Consider the following 15,640-nt stretch of genomic DNA (forward strand, 5'->3'; position numbering starts at 1 on the left):
GCCGCAACGTCCGGGTTTCCCAGCAAAAGTGATGTTTGTCGCGGTCGCGGCCACCGCCCCTATTTCTGGGACGTTATCTTTCGGATGAAGTCCGTCTCGTCCTTCTTATAGGGACTCCCGTCGGTCTTGAAGACCTCGTGGAACCAGATCGCCGGCTCGCGATCGACATACGGCTTCTGCCACGAATCCCACGGCAGGAAGGTCTGAGACTTGCCGGCCACCAGGCCCCAGTTGATCGCCGCCACCTTGTACTTCTTCGCCACCGGCAGCGTGCCCTGGAACGTACTGCCGTTGCCGCGCGCCATGTACTCCGTGCACAGGATGGGCCGGTTCAGCGGCTTCAGCCACTGGATCCTCTTCTCGAACTCCGCCGGACCGTCATAGTTGTGGAACGAGATCACGTCGGACAGTTCCAGTTGAGCCTTGGCCATGGGCGAAAGCTTGGCGGCACTCGACCAGTCGCCCTGCCACACTCCGGCGGTAAGCGGCTGCTTCGGATTCGCGGAACGCGCCCACGCGAACGACTGCTTCATCAGCGGCAGCACCAGCTCCACCTTATTGGCCGGTTCCAGCTTGCCGTAGCTCGACCCGTTCGTGTTGTCCGGCTCGTTCCAGATGTCCCAGGCCAGCACGCGGTCGTCGTTCGCAAACGCGCCCACCACGCCCTTCACATAGGCTTCCAGGCGCGCCTGCTGCTTGGGATCCTGCAGCGCCGCCGCACCCGGGCTCTGCACCCAGCCCGAGTTGTGGACACCCGGCTTCGGCGCCCGCTGCTTGCCCAGCTTCGGAGCCGGATCCCAGCATGAGTCGAACAGCACAAACATGGGGCGAATGTTGTGCTTCGCGGCAATCGTCAGGAACTGGCCGATCCGCTGTTTGTACCCGGTGGGATCCTGCTGCCACGGCAGGTCGTGCAGGAAGACGCGCATCGTGTTCATGCCGATGCCCTGCGCCCACCCCAGTTCGAGATCGATGCGGGCCGCATCGAAGCTCTCCTTCTGCCACATCTCCAGCTCGTTGATGGCGGTGGCGGGATTGTAGTTCGCACCCACCAGCCAGGGCTGCTTCGCATACCAGTCGTTGGCCTGCTTCTCGCTCCAGCGAGCGGGCTGGGCGAAAGCGGCGGCGGCCATCAGGGAGGCAAGGAGGATTCGTTTCATGGAAGCGACCATCCTATCCGACCCGCGGCCACCGCCGCCAGCCTGGGTCAGGCCACGACTTTGCCGGCCATCTCCGCGCTCTTGGAGGTCGCGCTGTTGACGACCACCACCTTGAGTTCGTCGTCCACCTTGAGCGTCGCTTTGTCCAGCGCAGCCGACAACTCCGTCGCGCTGGTGAAGGTCGTCACCTGGGCAGTTCCATTGACGTGCACCTTCGATCCGGCTACGAAGTTCTGCCCCTTCACGATCACCTTCCCGCTCGCCAGCGATGCGGTGATCGACTTGATCACCGGAGCCGGAGGCGCCGCCGCAGCCGTGTCTTCTCCGTCGTGCTTCATCTTGTCCGTGCGCGGCTCCGACATCTGCAGGAACCGGTCCACGAAGTCCTTCAGCTTGCCCAGGACGTCATCCGCGAACAGGCCCACGATGCCGCCGATGAAAGCAGCGTTGGCCGGGTCCATCGGATTGCTGCCCGCCGGGGCATTGAACGCACCCATCCGGTACCCGAAGTGAACCAGCAGAGCGAGGCCGGCTCCGAAGATGGGCCGCGACAAATAGAAGACGCCCCAGCTCGCCACGAATTTGCGGTTACCCACGAACCCGACAAACGACCGCAGCCCGCCCAAGGCGGCGCCCAACCCACCCATCAGGAAGGCGATCCACATTCCTGCCACGTTCCGGTCTTCCGTGCAGGAGTTCACCAGGCAGCCTCCGCGCAGCACCACCACCGCGCTGGCTTTCCGCAAGGGGTTCTTCGGATCGAGGGCCGTCACCACCGCGCGCCCCGACCACGACTTCTCGGGCATCGTGAGCACTCCGTTCTTGGAGTCGATCGTGCCATCCGTGGTCATCCACGAGAGTCCCTCACCCGGCTTCTCAGAGTTGCCGCGCGCCTCCAACTGCAGCTTGGAGCCGGGCGCCATCTGCGTGGCCACGATCACCGACTTCGTCATCACCAACTGTTCCGCCGCCCCGATCACCTGGGCCACCGCGGACTGTTTCGTGTCCGCGGCCCGCGAAGCGGAAACGGTAATGGCCGCCCCCACCTTCAGATCGGTGGGCGCCGTGAAGAGGCCCGTGGGCGTAATGCTGCCGGCTGAGGACGTCCAGTTCACCGTCTGATCCGGCGCGCCCGAAACCCGGGCTTCGAACTGCAACGCCGTGCCCGGCGAGAGGGTCACGGCCGGAGGAAACACCTCCACCGCGATGGGAGCCGGAGGCGCCGGCCAGATCCGGAATAGCATCCAGATCGCGAGACTGAAGATCGCCAACCAGAAGAGGCTCAGGGTCACCAGCCAGTTCGGGGTGCCGGACAAGGTAATCGTCGCCTCGCCGCCGGCCGCCTCGTCGTCCTTCACCTTGGCTGTGACTCTTACATCGACACTGCTCCAAGTGAACAACGGCGCGTGGTAGACGGCCTTTCCCGGATGAGCATGCGATTTGCTGATACGTCCTAAAGAAGGTTCCAGGGACCATTCCACCTGGCCTTGGGTTTCCACCTCAAATTCCTGCGTTCCGCGAGGCAACACAATTGCTGATTCAGGCTTGACCATGGGCTCTCCTTCCACTCACGGCTGTCGATAGGGGACAGCGTACATTCCTCCTAGCGAAATCGGCTGCATCCGGAGGACATTCTCCGGCCGATTTGGTTCATTAAGCCGGCGCCGCAACGCCGCCCTAGATGTTGGCACTTTCTACGGCCAATGCAAGGCCATTTAGGCCACAATATTCCTGAGGTGAGGCGCCATGAGTAATCTGCAGCCAACGGAATCAACGGCCCAGGAGTGCGCCGCCGCGGACTCGGCCCGCGTGCTGGAGACTTACCCGGCGCACGAGACCGATCTCGGCCACATGCGCATCCGCCGCATCCTGCCTGTTCGCCAGCGCCGCATGATCGGACCCTGGTGCTTCCTCGACCGCTACGGCCCTCTCAGCTTCACCCACGAGAAGCCCATGGATGTCGCCCCGCATCCGCACATCGGCCTGCAGACCGTGTCCTGGCTGCTCTCCGGCGAGATCATCCATCACGACAGCCTTGGCACGGAAGCCCTGCTGCGGCCCGGCCAACTGGGCGTGATGACCGCCGGCCGCGGCATCGCGCACACTGAGGAGACGCCCGTCGAGAACACCGGCCGCCTCAACGGAGTCCAACTCTGGGTCGCGCTGCCCGACGCCCATCGCAACGGACCGCCGGCGTTTGGCCACCATCCCACGCCGCCTGTGCTGGAGGAGCCCGGCGTGCTGGTGCACGTCATCCTGGGCGACTGGATGGGCCGTCATTCAGACGGGGCGGCCTACTCGCCCATGGTGGGGGCTGAACTCACCGTGCACCCGGGCCTGAGCACCGCCTTGCCGCTGCGCCCGGAGTACGAGCACGCCCTGGTCGTCCTCTCAGGCGATGCCGCCTTCGAAGGGCAATCTCTTCAGCCCGACACGCTCTACTATCTCGGAGCCCATCGCGGTGAGATGCAGCTCAGCACCCGCGCCGGCGCCCAGGTGCTGCTCATCGGCGGAGCGCCCTTCGGCGAAACCATCCTGATGTGGTGGAACTTTGTCGCCCGCAGCCAGGAGGAGATCGCCGCCGCCCGCGCCGACTGGGAGCAGCACGTGCGCTTCGAGGACGTCCGCGCCTACCACGGTGCGCGCCTGCGGGCGCCGCAACTCATCGGCCGGCCCATCACCCGTTGAACCTTTGGGCCGCCGCACCCATCTAACAGGTGTGACCACAGCCCATAGCCCCATCGCGGCCGCGACGACGGTCGGAGCGGTCTCGTTGACAGTCGCTTCGCTCAGCCGGTCGGTCGATTTCTATACCACCCGGCTCGGCCTTCAACTGCTGAAGCAACAGGGGGACACGGCTCATCTCGGCGTGGGCGCGGAGGAACTGCTGGTGCTCCACGAAATTCCGGGCGCCCAGCGTGTGCCCCGCACCGCCGGCCTCTATCATTTCGCCATCCTGGTGCCTTCGCGCCGCGCCCTGGGTGCGGCCTTGAAGCATCTGGTCGACACCGGAGTCCCGCTGCAGGGCGCGGCCGACCATCTGGTGAGCGAGGCCATCTACCTGGCCGATCCCGAAGGCAACGGCATCGAGATCTATCGCGATCGCGACCGGGCCGAATGGACCATTCAAGGCTCCGAGATCCAGATGGCGACCGACCCGCTGGATGCGCAAGGCGTGCTGGCCGCGGCCATCGGCGCGCCCACGGATCATGGCCTGGCGGAAGGCACACGCATGGGGCCACGTCCATCTGCATGTCGCCGACATCGCCGCCGCTGAGGCTTTCTACCGCGGGGTGCTCGGCTTCGACATCACCCTGCGCTATGGCCATTCGGCCACCTTCCTGTCGGCCGGCGGCTACCATCACCACATCGCCGTGAACACCTGGGCCGGCGCCGGGGCGAAGCCGAATCCCGATGGGGCGCTGGGGCTGAAGGAATTCACCGTAGTGGTGCCCGATGCGTCCGAACTACGCAGAATCGCCGCCATCACCTCGCCGGTCGAGGACAATGGCGGCGACATCCTGGTGCGCGACCCGTCGGGCAACGCGCTGCGGATCAGGGCCGGCGCGTAAGCGAAATTACAGACCGCGCCACGGCTTGCTGTAGTGCGTGTTCCAGTCCACGAGGTCGATATTCAGCAGGCGATGGCTCTGCTTCTTCGTGTCGGCCTCGACAATCAGGTAGGCATTCGGATCGTAGCGCGTGGCCGCGATCACCTGGTGCAGCGGCCCGTACGACCGGCCGAACTCGAACCAGCGGTGCCAGTGGCCCGACACCACCAGTTGCACCGTGTCCTTGTGCTTCTTCAGCAGCGGGTGCAGGCCGAAGTCGGCCTTCTCTCTGGGCGCCACAATCGATAGCGGGAAGTGGATGAACACAAACGTGGGCTTGCGGGCATCCAGCTTCGCTTCCAGCCAGGTCAACTGCTCTTCCCCCAGGCTGCCCACTTTCTTATCGTACTTGGCATGGCCCGGCTGCCAGGTCTCACCCAGGAAGTTGTTCAGGTGGATGAACTGGAAGCCCTTGTGGTCCACCGAGTAGTAGGGCTGCAGGCCCAGCTTGCGGCGGAACAGCTCGTGCGACACCGCGTGGGACACCTTCGGCACCCCGTAGTCGTGATTGCCGTAGCCCACGTGCACGGGCATCGTGAAGCCGTCGGTGATCGACTTCGCCACGTCAATGCGCGTCCTGTTCTGGAAATAGAAATCGACGTCCGGCGAGGGGTAGTTGTGGAAGTAGTCGCCCACCAGGAACGTCAGGTCCAGCTTGGGCTGCAGCTTGTTCAGGTAGTCGCGCGTCTGGGTGAGGCGCTCGGTTGTTTTGAAGATGGACTCGGTGTCTTCGGGGCTGCCTTCGGGGCCTTTGTAGAAGTCGTCAATGATGTGGGAGTCGGCGATGATGGCGAAATAGAACTTGCCGGACCCCGGATCGGCGTCGAGCAGGCGGGGCGCGGCGAGGGACAGAAGTCCCCCGCCGGCTGCCTGCAGGAATTGCTTCCTGTGCATGGTCATCGTGCGGGTCTTTAGAACAGAACCTTCAGGCCGAACTGCAACTGGCGGGCCGGATAGGTGCTGGTGATGGTGCCGAAGTTGGTGTTGGAGATGTTCGCGTTCGGCGGTCCGAAGTTCGTCTTGTTGAAGAGGTTGAAAGCTTCGGTGCGGAACGAGACCTTGAACCGCTCAGTGACCGGGAAGTCCTTGTGGAGGCCCAGGTCGAGCTGGAACAGGGACGGGGCGCGAGCGATGTTGCGGCCCGCGTTGCCGAAGGGCTGTGTACGGTCCGTCGGCGCGCTGACAGTGGCCGGATTCAGCCAGTGTAAGCGGTCGCGCTGCGCTTCGGGCATCATCGGATCGCCGGTGACGTTGGGCCGGTAGGTGGGCGAACCGCTCACCTGGAAGTCCGATGCCGGGCTGTAGCTGAGGTTGACGGGATTGCCGCTGGCCATCGTGTGGATGCCGGTGAGGCGCCAGCCGCCCAGCACATAGTCGGTGGTCTTGTTCCAGCTGGAACCGAACTTCTGCTTCGCGCCGAACGGCAGGTCGTAGACCACCGTCGTCGTGTTGTTGAAGGGCTGGTCGTAGCCGGAGACGCCGCGTTCGTTGCGCAGGTCGCGGAAGTTGACGCGGGAGTTGTCGCCGTTGTTCGCTTCCAGGTGGCCGCTGGCGTTGTCGATGGCCTTCGACCAGGTGAACGAGTTCAACAGGTAGAAACCGCCGCTGAAGCGCTTCTCCAGCTTGGCTTGGAACGCGTGGTAGTTCAGGAAGCCGCCGCCGAAAGCGATCTGGATGAGGCCGAAGGCCTGGTTGGGCCGGCGGGCCTGCAGGCTGGTGTTGTCGTTGTTGACGCGCGCCTGGTTGTAGTCGCCCAGGATCATGAGGCCAACGCCGCGCGTGCCGACATAGCCGAGATCGAGGACGAAGTCCTTGGCCAGTTCCTGCTGGATGGTGAAGTGCCAGTTCTGGATGTAGCTGGTGCGGTAGTCCGCCGGGATGTAGTTGGCGCGGACGTTGATCTGCTTCACGTTGGAGAGCTGCAGGAAGTTATCCGGATAGCCCATCTCGGTGGTGCGGAAGCAGGTGCCGGGCGCCTGCGAGGTGATGGTGCAGAGCGCGAGAGGAGCCGAGGCGGCCGTGCTGGGCGCCTGGTCGATGGACGGGTTCAGGATGTTCGGCAGGTTGTACGACAGCAGGTTCTCGCCGCCCATGCGGTTGAAGTGGATGAAGCTGACGCCATAGGCCGAACGGATGACCGTCTTCTGCCGCAGCGTATAGGCGACGCCCAGGCGCGGGGCGAAGTTGTTGCGATCCGGATGCACCAGGGAGCGGTCGTAGATGCCGCCGTCCTGCGCCTGGATCAGCTTGTTCGAGAGGGGGTCGAAGTTCGAGAGGACGTTCTTGTCGGCCCACTGCGGCGTGCCGTACTCATAGCGGAGGCCGGCGTTGATCACCAGCTTGGGGCTCACCTTCCAGTCGTCCTGCACATAGAAGAAGTGCATGCGCTGCTGCAGCTTGACGATGGTGGCGCTGTTGAGCTGATAGTTGCTGCGGGCGCCGAATAGGAAGTCGGCCAGATACTGCTCGTTGTTGTTGGCGGTGCCAGCCACCTTGCTGAAGCGGCCGCCGTAGCTATCGGTGCCCGACTTCGGGTTGAAGTCGTCGATCTCGGTGCCGATGCTCTGGTACTCATAGCCGGCCTTCAGCGTGTGGCGGCCCATGATGCGCGAGTAGTTCACCTTGGGGTTGATCAGGAAGGGATTCTGGAACTGAGGGTTGCTGCCCTGCACGCCGAGCTGCGCATAGCCGGTGATGTTCTGCGGATACAGGCCGCCGGTGAAGCGCTTGTCGGTGGGGTAGTTGGGCAGCCCGAGCTGCGTCGCCACGCTGGGCTGGCCCGCGAACCAGGGGGTCTTGCCGCCCTCGGTCTTGCCGATGCCGATGCGGAACTCGATGACGGAGGTGGGGCTCATCGTGAAGGTGAGGCCGCCCGCCGTCTGGTAGTTCAACACGCGCACATCGCCGTTGCTGTTGCCGCCCGACAGGCCGGGAATCGCCGCCGGAACCTGCTGCTGCGAGAGACGGTGGCTGTAGCGGACAAAGCCGGTCAGCTTCGAACCGAAGTACTGATCGTAGCGGCCGTCACCCTTGTCGACATTCGTCGGCTGGGTGGGCAGCGACTGATAGTTGTTCGACAGGCCCGGCAGGTTCGGAGCGGGCAGCGCCCCCAGCACCGTGCTGGCGAACTTGCTGATCTGCGCAGCCGGCAGTTGGCCGGGGCTGTAGATGGCGCCAGTGAAGGGATTCTGCACGGGCGCGGAGAAGATGCCGTTCTTCTGGTCCACCGTGGGGATGGTGGCGAACATGATCGTCTTCTCGACGCGGCGGTAGCCTTCGAAATCGGCAAAGAAGAACGCCTTGTCCTTCTTGATGGCGCCGCCGAACGCACCGCCGTACTGGTTCTGGATCAGCACCGGCTTGGTGTTCTGCACCGGCTTGATGAAGCCCGTCGCGTTCAGCGAGGTGTTGCGCAGGAACTCGTAGATGGCGCCGTGATAGTCGTTGGAGCCGCTCTTGATGCTGACGTTCACAATCGCGCCGCCGGCGCGGCCGAACTCAGCGCTGTAGTTGCTGGTTTCGACACGGAACTCCTGCACGGCGTCGGGCGACGGCTGCACCACCTGATTGGAGAAGCCCTGGTTGGAAGTGCCGTAGGCGTTGTTGTCCACACCGTCGACGACGAAGTTGTTCTGCGAGCTGCGCATGCCGTTCACGTTGAACGAGGCGTCGCGCGGCGTGCTGCCGTTGGCCAGATCGGACTTGCGGACGCCGGGCACCAGCAACGCCAGGTCGGCGTAGGCGCGGCCGTTCAGCGGCAGGTTGACGATCTGCTGGTTGCCGACCACCGTCCCGCGGGAACTGGTGTCGGTCTCGAGCTGCGCGGCGGCGGCCGTGACGTCCACGGTCTCGGTGACCGTGCCCACGGGCAGATCCAGATCCACGCGCTGGCGTGCGCTGACGTTCACCGTGAATTGGGCGGCGGTGACGCGTTTGAAGCCCTTGGCTTCGGCGGACACCGTGTAGGTGCCGGCCTTGAGGTTAAAGAACTGATAGTCACCCGATTCGTTCGTCTCCGCCGTTTGGGAGACGCCGGTTTGCGTATTCGTCACCGTGACGATGCTGCCATGCACCGGGAGCCGCGACGTGTCGCGGATGGTGCCAAGCACGGTTGCGGTGTCGAACTGAGCCAGAAGGGTAGCTGACAGGAGGATCGCCGCGAGCGCGACGGTCAGCGCTGTTTTGAGAGAGACCTTGAGTGTGTTCATGATCAACAGAGAAAAGCCGGACTGCATGGTCATCGGAATTGAACGCGCGAAGCACACTTCGCACCCCGGACGACCTGAAGCCGCAACCAGGAATAGCAGCTCTTAGTGAATATTCGATGAATCCCCAGTCACATTCAGGTCGCGATTATGGAATCGTACCTCAGTTCCTGCACGGGGACCTAGAGGAAAGTTGCTATCCGGAGAGGCCGGCGGAAGATTCTACGGCCGTAACATTTACCCCTGGCGGGCGCCCTGAAGCTTACAGCAGCCGCCCGGATTTCGGGCCGGAGGCCTTCTTCGCCAACCGCGTGGCCCGCTTCTGAAGAGCCTCGCTATCTTCGATGACCTGCGCGGCGAGGGTCATCTCAAACGCCATGGCGAGGTTCTTTTCACGCCGTTCGTAGTGGATCGCCAGCCGCTCTAACGCCTTGGCCTGCCAGGGGTTGCGGATGGTGGAAAGCTCCGTCCAAACGGCCACGGCGGCATCGTGACGTTCCAGTTTGCGCTCCATGTCGGCGACATGCCAGAGCGTTTCGTAGAGCAGCGGCTCCTGCAGGGTCCGCTTCAGCGCCTGGCGCATGAGCATGAGGGCATCTTCGGCCCGCCCCTCATTGCGGAACCAGCGGGCCAGGGCGACCATCTCCGCGCCGGATGTCAGGCGCTGCGGCTCGCGGAACGCTACCGGCACGATGGCCGTGAGGCAGGCCAGCGAGAGGATGTCGACCGCGTTGTGCGAGATGACCGGCCGCAGCGGCGCGAAGTTGCCCGTCCGCAGATACTCGAAGTACAGATTCGGGATGAACTGCCCATCGACGTCGCCGTGCCGCTCGACGCCCAGGATGCGCTGCTCCAGCTCCTGCAGGCGGCAGCTTTCCAGCGCCAGACGCCACAGCCGGCGGGCGGAGTAGAGCAGGTCGACGTGCTTCAGCCGGAGGAACGGCTCGCGAATCCGCAGCAGGCGGTAACGGGTCTCCAGCAGCGGCTGGTCAAACGAGCGGCCGTTGTAAGTGACCAGCAGGTCGAACTGGTCGAGGTATGCGGAGAGCGCCTTCAGCATCGACGGCTCCTCGCCGTGGTCGCGCATGAAGAACTGCTTCAAAACAAAGCCGTTGGCGGTGATGCCGCCGACGCCCACCAGGAACGCGAACGCGCCGGAGCCGCCGGAGAGGCCACTGGTTTCCGTATCGAGAAAGGCCCAGCGCTCGGGCGGCACGGTGACGCCCTCTTCGTTCACCAGCGCGGCCAGCAGGTCCTGTGGCAGTTCGCTGAGCGCCCCGACGTCGGCCGTGCCGTGGCGATGGTGGGCCGGCCAGTGGCGGTCGATCTCCCAGTGCGTGCCGTCCTCGGTCCGGACTTCCACGCCGTCGGGCAGGGCGCGGGTCTCCGGCAGCGGCTCCGTCTGGTACCGCGCGTCGATCTTCTGGAGCCGGGCTCGCAGAATCTCGAGTTGGGCCTTCAGGGGATCCATGCGGACCTTACTTCGCGTCCCTCCAGTTGGAACCGTGGCCGGTCTCGACCAGCAGCGGAACCTTCAGCTTCACCACCGACTCCATGGTGGACTTCACCAGCCTGGTGGCCTCTTCGAGCTCGGACGGCGGGCATTCCAGCACCAGTTCGTCGTGTACCTGCAGCAACATACGGGTCTGCAGCTTGCGCTTGGTGATCTCCGCATCGACGCGGATCATGGCCAGCTTGATCAGGTCGGCGGCCGTGCCCTGGAGGGGGGTGTTGACGGCGGTGCGTTCGGCAAACGAGCGGGCGTTGGGATTCTTGGCGGCAATATCCGGAATGGGGCGGCGCCGGCCGTCGAGCGTGAGAGTGTAGCCTCTTTGACGCACTTCGGCGATGGTCGCCTCGATCCACTTCTTCACTCCGGCATACATGTCGAAGTAGTTGCGAATGTAGCGATCGGCCTCGTCGCGTCCGATGCCCAGTTGTGCGGCCAGGCCGAAAGCAGTTTGCCCGTAGACGATGCCGAAGTTGACGGCCTTGGCGTTGCGGCGCATCTCGGGCGTGACCATCAGTTGGGGTACGCCAAAGACTTCCGAGGCCGTGCGGGTATGGATGTCTTCGTTGCGGCGGAAGGAGTCCACCAGCAGCGTATCGCCCGAGTAGTGGGCCAGCAGGCGCAGCTCGATCTGGGAGTAGTCCGCGACCAGCATGGTCCAGCCGGGATCGGGCACGAAGGCGGCGCGGATCTCGCGGCCTAACTCCGTGCGAACAGGGATGTTCTGTAGGTTCGGATTGGACGAGGACAGGCGTCCGGTGGCGGCGCCGGCCGGGTTGAAAGTCGTGTGGAGGCGGTGGTCAGCGGGCGACAGCAGCATGGGGAGGGCGTCGACGTAGGTCCCCTTGAGCTTGGCCAACTGCCGGTATTCCAGGATCTTCTGGGCGATGGGGTGCTCCAGCGCCAGGGTTTCTAGGACATCGGCGGCGGTGGAGTAGGCCTTGGTCTTGCCGGTCTTGCCCTGCGTGGGCAGCTTCAGATCCTCGAACAGGATTTCGCCTAACTGCTTGGGCGAGTTGAGGTTGAATGGCTTGCCTGCGAGGCCGAAGATGTCGTCGGTGAGTTTGCCGATCTCGGCTTCCATGCGGTTGGACAGGGCCGAGAGCTGATCGGTCGCGACCAGGATGCCGGTGCGCTCCATGCGTGCCAGCACGGGTGCCAGCGGCAGGTCGAGTTCGTCGTAGAGCTTCCTCAGCTCAGGAGTGATCTGGGGCCGGAGCTTGGCGGCCAGCAGCTTGAGGGTCTCTTCCTGGGTGGCGCCGGGCCGCTCCAGGTAGCGCATCACCAGCGGCTCCAACTGGCAGGCGGACGGGTCTGCCAGGACGAGGAACGAGTATAAAAGGATGTCCTCGATGGGCGGATCGAGCGGCGGATTGCCGGCCGAGAGGTGCGCCTTGTAGTCGAAAACGACCGTGGAATCAAAGGCTTCGGCGGGCGTCTCCTCCACGGCGGGCGGCGCGTCGACGTTCAATTCCTTCAGGAAGCTGTAGAACTCGTACTCGCGGTAGAACTCGGCCAGCGTGGGCACGTCGGGCCCCTGGATGGCGAGGTCGTCCAGGTGGAACTCGAAGGGGGCTTCGGTCTCGATCGTGGCCAGCTTACGGCTGAAGAGGATCTGGTCACGGTTGTTGAGAAGGCTCTCGCGATAGGCCTTGCGGGTGACTTCGGGGGCCTTGTCGAGCAGGGATTGGAGCGAGCCGAACTGTTCCAGCAGCTGGACGGCGCCCTTGTCGCCGATGCCCGGCGCGCCCGGGATGTTGTCGACCGTGTCGCCCACCAGCGCCAGCAGGTCAGGGATCTGTTCCGGCGTCACGCCCTTGAATTCCTTGACCTTAGCCGGGTCGTACAGCGTGTCGTTCTTCATCGCGTCCAGCATCCGGACATGGTCGTTCACCAGTTGGAGCATGTCCTTGTCGGACGAGATGACCCAGACCTCCAGGTCCGGCGAGGCGGTCTTCCAGGCGACAGTGCCGATGATGTCGTCGGCTTCGTAGCCCTTCAATTTGAGGACCGGGATCCGCATGGCGCCCAGCATGCGTTCGATGGCGGGCAGTTGCTCGATGAGTTCCGGCGGAGTCTCGGTGCGGGTGGCTTTGTAGGCGGCGAAGGCCTCGTCGCGGAAGGTGGGGCCCTCAGACTCGTAGACGGCGGCCAGGTAGTCCGGCTGGTACTGCTTCACCAGTCGCCGCAGCATGTTGTGAAAGATATAGATGGCTTCAGTGGATGAGCCGCGCGAGTTGCGCATGGGCGGGGCGTTCATGCGCTGGCGGGCATGGAAGGCCCGGAAGATGAAGTTGAAGGAGTCGACGAGGAACAGCCGGGGCATGAGTTTCATGATACTCCCAGGGGTGGGAATCCTAACCCAATCGTGGCATCCAGGCAACAGGAAAGAGGCCGATTGTGGTCATATTACCACATTCCAAAATTTGTAAATCGTGAGAGACAAAGTACTTACTGGCCGGTTTTAACTCTGTTAGGATGAGACTGGAGTCGCATTTGAAATTTGAGACCACTATCCAGCGCCCGGTGGCAGCTTCGGGCGTAGGGTTGCACAGCGGAGTTCCGGTGAACATCCGCATCGTGCCGGCATCGCCTGGAACGGGCATTGTCTTCCGCCGCACGGACCTGGACAACTTTGAGATTCCCGCCAGTTGGAAGTACGTTCAGCGGGTGAGCTACGCCACGAGCCTGATGCGGCAGGGCGTCCTGATCTCCACGACCGAGCATCTGCTCAGCACGCTGTACAGCATGGGCATCGACAACGCCTATGTGGAGATCGACAACCTGGAAGTACCCATCCTGGATGGCAGCGGGCTGCCGTTTGTGGAACTGCTGCGCGAGGCGGGCATCAAGCATTCCCGGCGGCGGCGGCGGTTCCTCAGCGTATTGCGGCCGGTGAGCCTGGAAGGCCCGGGCAAGCGCATCTCGATCCTGCCGGCCGACACATTCCAGCTGACCTGCCATGTCTACTTCAAGCATCCGATGGTGAGCGGGCAGTCGCTGGAGATGGAAGTGACCCCGGAGAACTACGCCCGGGAACTGGCTCCGGCCCGCACGTTCGGGTTCGCGCCCGAGCTCGACCAGATGCGGAACATGGGCCTGATCCGCGGCGCCACGCTCGACAGCGCGGTGTGCTTTACGGATAACGACGTGATGAATCCGGGCGGACTGCGTTTCCCCGACGAGCCCTGCCGCCACAAGGCTCTGGATCTGATCGGCGACCTGGCCCTGATTGGGCGCTCGCTGCGCGGTCACGTCATCGCGGAGCGCGCAGGCCACGCCATGCACGTGGCGCTGGTGGCAAAGATTATGTCCGATCCGTCCCTGTATGAAATCGTCACCGGCGACGAGAATTCGATGAGCCTGGTGCACGCGTCGTCGTTCTGATGCGCTATCTACCCAACACCATCACCATCCTTCGAATCCTGTTTACTCCTTTGATTGGCGTCTTTCTGGCGCGCCACGACGCCCGCGGCGCGTTTCCCCTGATGTTCGTGGCCGGCTTCTCGGACATGCTGGACGGCTATCTGGCGCGGCGCTTCCAGTGGCAGTCGAAGCTGGGTGGCATGCTGGATCCCATCGCCGACAAGGTGCTGGCGATTACGGTGTACCTGGGCCTGGCGTTCGGCGGGTCGATGCCCTGGTGGCTGGTGTGGCTGGTGCTGGGCCGCGACGCCCTGATCCTGCTGTTTTCGGCCGGCGCCCTACTTTTTACAAAGATCCGCGCACTGCCGCCCAGCATTTGGGGCAAGTTCAGCACTTTCTTCCAGTTAGGACTGGCGGGCTGGATCATCATGGACTTGGCCTGGCCCGGTTATCCGCCACATTGGGTGATTACGTCGTTTCTTTGGCTCTCCGCGGCGGCCACAGTGGTGAGCGGGCTGCACTATATGTACACCGGAGTCCGGTTGCTGCGCGAAGCTTAAATTGACGGCTCCGTCGCTGGGGTTTACGCTGGAAGTGTGGGGCAAGGCATGATTCGGTTTACTCCGGCGCGTACCTACCTGACCGCGGCGGCAGTGGCTCTCGGGCTGGCTGCTTTCTCCGGTTGGTGCGCCCTCTCCTGGCTGCCGGCTGCTATCCCGGCGGTGCTACTTCTGGCTAGCGCGCTTTTCGTGCTCTGGCTGGGCCTGCACCCGACGGTTGAGGTCACCGATACTCATCTCAAGTCCGGCAAGAAGCTCATCCCCTGGGCTTCGGTCCGGCGCATCGACCAGACCGGCTGGGTGGCCCCCATGGTGGTGGACCTCACGCTGGCCGATTCCGCCAAGATCCGGCTGATCTACCCTGGCGAGACGGACAATGCGAACCAGTTGCTGCGGCTCATCCAGCAGCGCTCCACGCAGTCCCTGATCAATGGGGTGCCGCATAGCCAGATTTTCGGCGAAGCCGCCAAACCGCAGGCGCAGATGAAGGAGGCCATCCCTTCTCCGCATTATCCACTGCTGACTCCTGAAGACGAGGCGGAAGTGGAGCGCCTCTACCACAAGCTCCGGACGGCGGGCCGGCTCGATCCTGAAAAGTAAGCGGGCATGTTCTACCCGCATGGCCGCCGCCGTGGATTCGCCTATCTCCCCCTGCTTGCCTTTCTGGCCATCTGCGGCCTGATCTGGTGGCAGCGTGCGGCGATTCTCGGCTCCCTGGCCTCCTTCCTGGACGTGGGCGAACCACCCCAGAAGGCCGAGGCCGCTGTGGTGCTGGCGGGCGGCTGGCATGGCGAGCGGGTGCTGCGCGCCGGGCAACTGGTGAAAGAGGGCTTCGTGCCGCTGATACTGCTGAGCGGGCCCATCTCTTCCTTTGGCGAGAACGAATGCGGACCGGCCACCCACTTCGCGGTGAAACAGGGCTTCAACGAGGCCTGGTTCCAGTGCATCCCCAACACCAGTACGTCGACCAGGGAAGAAGCCCAGGCCGTGCTGAGTGATGTGGCCCGCCGCGGCCTGAAGAAGATCCTGATCGTCAGCGTGGCCAGCCATCTGAGACGGGCTCGCGGCATCTACCGCCAGCAGGCTCCGCAGGGGCTGGAGATGATCTTCGTGGCGGCCGATCCGCCCGGCTACCGGCTGCGCGAGTGGTACCTGTCGCGCGAGGGACGGAAAGAGATCTTCCTGGAGTGGACGAAGGTAGTCACGTCCCCCTTCGGTATCTAAGCGG

Annotated in this window: 13 protein-coding genes; 7 read left to right on the forward strand and 6 right to left on the reverse strand. The window is 63.9% G+C overall.

The genetic code is table 11. The annotated features are described in order from the left end of the window. Window positions 1–59: 59 nt before the first annotated feature. A complete protein-coding gene (locus tag IRI77_RS13860; protein WP_228486729.1) occupies window positions 60–1,160 on the reverse strand; it encodes a cellulase family glycosylhydrolase in 1,101 nt (366 codons plus the stop codon). A 47-nt stretch (window positions 1,161–1,207) separates the two neighbouring features. Continuing rightward, window positions 1,208–2,713: a hypothetical protein gene (locus IRI77_RS13865; protein ID WP_194452640.1), complete on the reverse strand. Its 1,506-nt coding sequence runs from the start codon at window positions 2,711–2,713 to the stop codon at window positions 1,208–1,210. 193 nt (window positions 2,714–2,906) lie between these two features. On the opposite strand from IRI77_RS13865, the gene IRI77_RS13870 reads away from it, so the two are divergent. The 3 genes from IRI77_RS13870 to IRI77_RS38035 are packed head-to-tail and all read left to right on the forward strand — an operon-like array spanning window position 2,907 to window position 4,732. Next, on the forward strand, window positions 2,907–3,848 hold the full coding sequence (locus IRI77_RS13870; protein WP_228486730.1) for a pirin family protein: 942 nt from the start codon (window positions 2,907–2,909) through the stop codon (window positions 3,846–3,848). 31 nt (window positions 3,849–3,879) lie between these two features. Then, a complete protein-coding gene (locus IRI77_RS38030) occupies window positions 3,880–4,437 on the forward strand; it encodes a VOC family protein (protein ID WP_228486731.1) in 558 nt (185 codons plus the stop codon). Next, the gene (locus IRI77_RS38035; RefSeq protein WP_228486732.1) at window positions 4,370–4,732 is read left to right on the forward strand and encodes a VOC family protein; all 363 of its coding nucleotides are present in this window, start codon (window positions 4,370–4,372) and stop codon (window positions 4,730–4,732) included. The genes IRI77_RS38030 and IRI77_RS38035 overlap by 68 nt, the downstream gene beginning before the upstream one ends. A gap of 6 nt (window positions 4,733–4,738) precedes the next feature. On the opposite strand, the gene IRI77_RS13880 is transcribed toward IRI77_RS38035, so the two are convergent. The 4 genes from IRI77_RS13880 to polA all read right to left on the reverse strand — a co-directional run bounded on the left by IRI77_RS13880 (window position 4,739) and on the right by polA (window position 12,821). Continuing rightward, window positions 4,739–5,665, reverse strand: coding sequence for a metallophosphoesterase family protein (locus tag IRI77_RS13880; protein WP_228486733.1), 927 nt, complete (start codon window positions 5,663–5,665; stop codon window positions 4,739–4,741). Window positions 5,666–5,682: 17 nt separating this feature from the next. After that, window positions 5,683–8,979 (reverse strand): TonB-dependent receptor, encoded by a 3,297-nt coding sequence (locus IRI77_RS13885; RefSeq protein ID WP_194452642.1) that lies wholly within the window; start codon window positions 8,977–8,979, stop codon window positions 5,683–5,685. A 259-nt stretch (window positions 8,980–9,238) separates the two neighbouring features. Beyond that, entirely contained in the window at window positions 9,239–10,447 is a 1,209-nt protein-coding gene (locus tag IRI77_RS13890) for a ribonuclease H-like domain-containing protein (RefSeq protein WP_194452643.1), read from the reverse strand. 7 nt (window positions 10,448–10,454) lie between these two features. After that, a complete protein-coding gene (gene polA, locus IRI77_RS38040) occupies window positions 10,455–12,821 on the reverse strand; it encodes a DNA polymerase I (RefSeq protein WP_228486734.1) in 2,367 nt (788 codons plus the stop codon). A 161-nt stretch (window positions 12,822–12,982) separates the two neighbouring features. Here polA and lpxC point away from each other — a divergent pair, with 161 nt between their 5' ends. Genes lpxC through IRI77_RS13920 form a run of 4 tightly spaced genes read left to right on the forward strand, consistent with a single transcriptional unit; the run spans window position 12,983 to window position 15,636 of the window. Continuing rightward, window positions 12,983–13,873, forward strand: coding sequence for a UDP-3-O-acyl-N-acetylglucosamine deacetylase (lpxC, locus tag IRI77_RS13905; protein WP_194452644.1), 891 nt, complete (start codon window positions 12,983–12,985; stop codon window positions 13,871–13,873). Next, window positions 13,873–14,412, forward strand: coding sequence for a CDP-alcohol phosphatidyltransferase family protein (locus IRI77_RS13910; RefSeq protein ID WP_194452645.1), 540 nt, complete (start codon window positions 13,873–13,875; stop codon window positions 14,410–14,412). Before lpxC ends, IRI77_RS13910 begins: the two co-directional genes overlap by 1 nt. A gap of 48 nt (window positions 14,413–14,460) precedes the next feature. Beyond that, entirely contained in the window at window positions 14,461–15,012 is a 552-nt protein-coding gene (locus IRI77_RS13915; RefSeq protein ID WP_194452646.1) for a DUF3093 family protein, read from the forward strand. A 6-nt stretch (window positions 15,013–15,018) separates the two neighbouring features. After that, entirely contained in the window at window positions 15,019–15,636 is a 618-nt protein-coding gene (locus tag IRI77_RS13920; RefSeq protein ID WP_194452647.1) for a YdcF family protein, read from the forward strand. Window positions 15,637–15,640: the final 4 nt, after the last annotated feature.

This window comes from Paludibaculum fermentans, from assembly GCF_015277775.1.
In the GTDB taxonomy this organism is placed as follows: domain Bacteria; phylum Acidobacteriota; class Terriglobia; order Bryobacterales; family Bryobacteraceae; genus Paludibaculum; species Paludibaculum fermentans.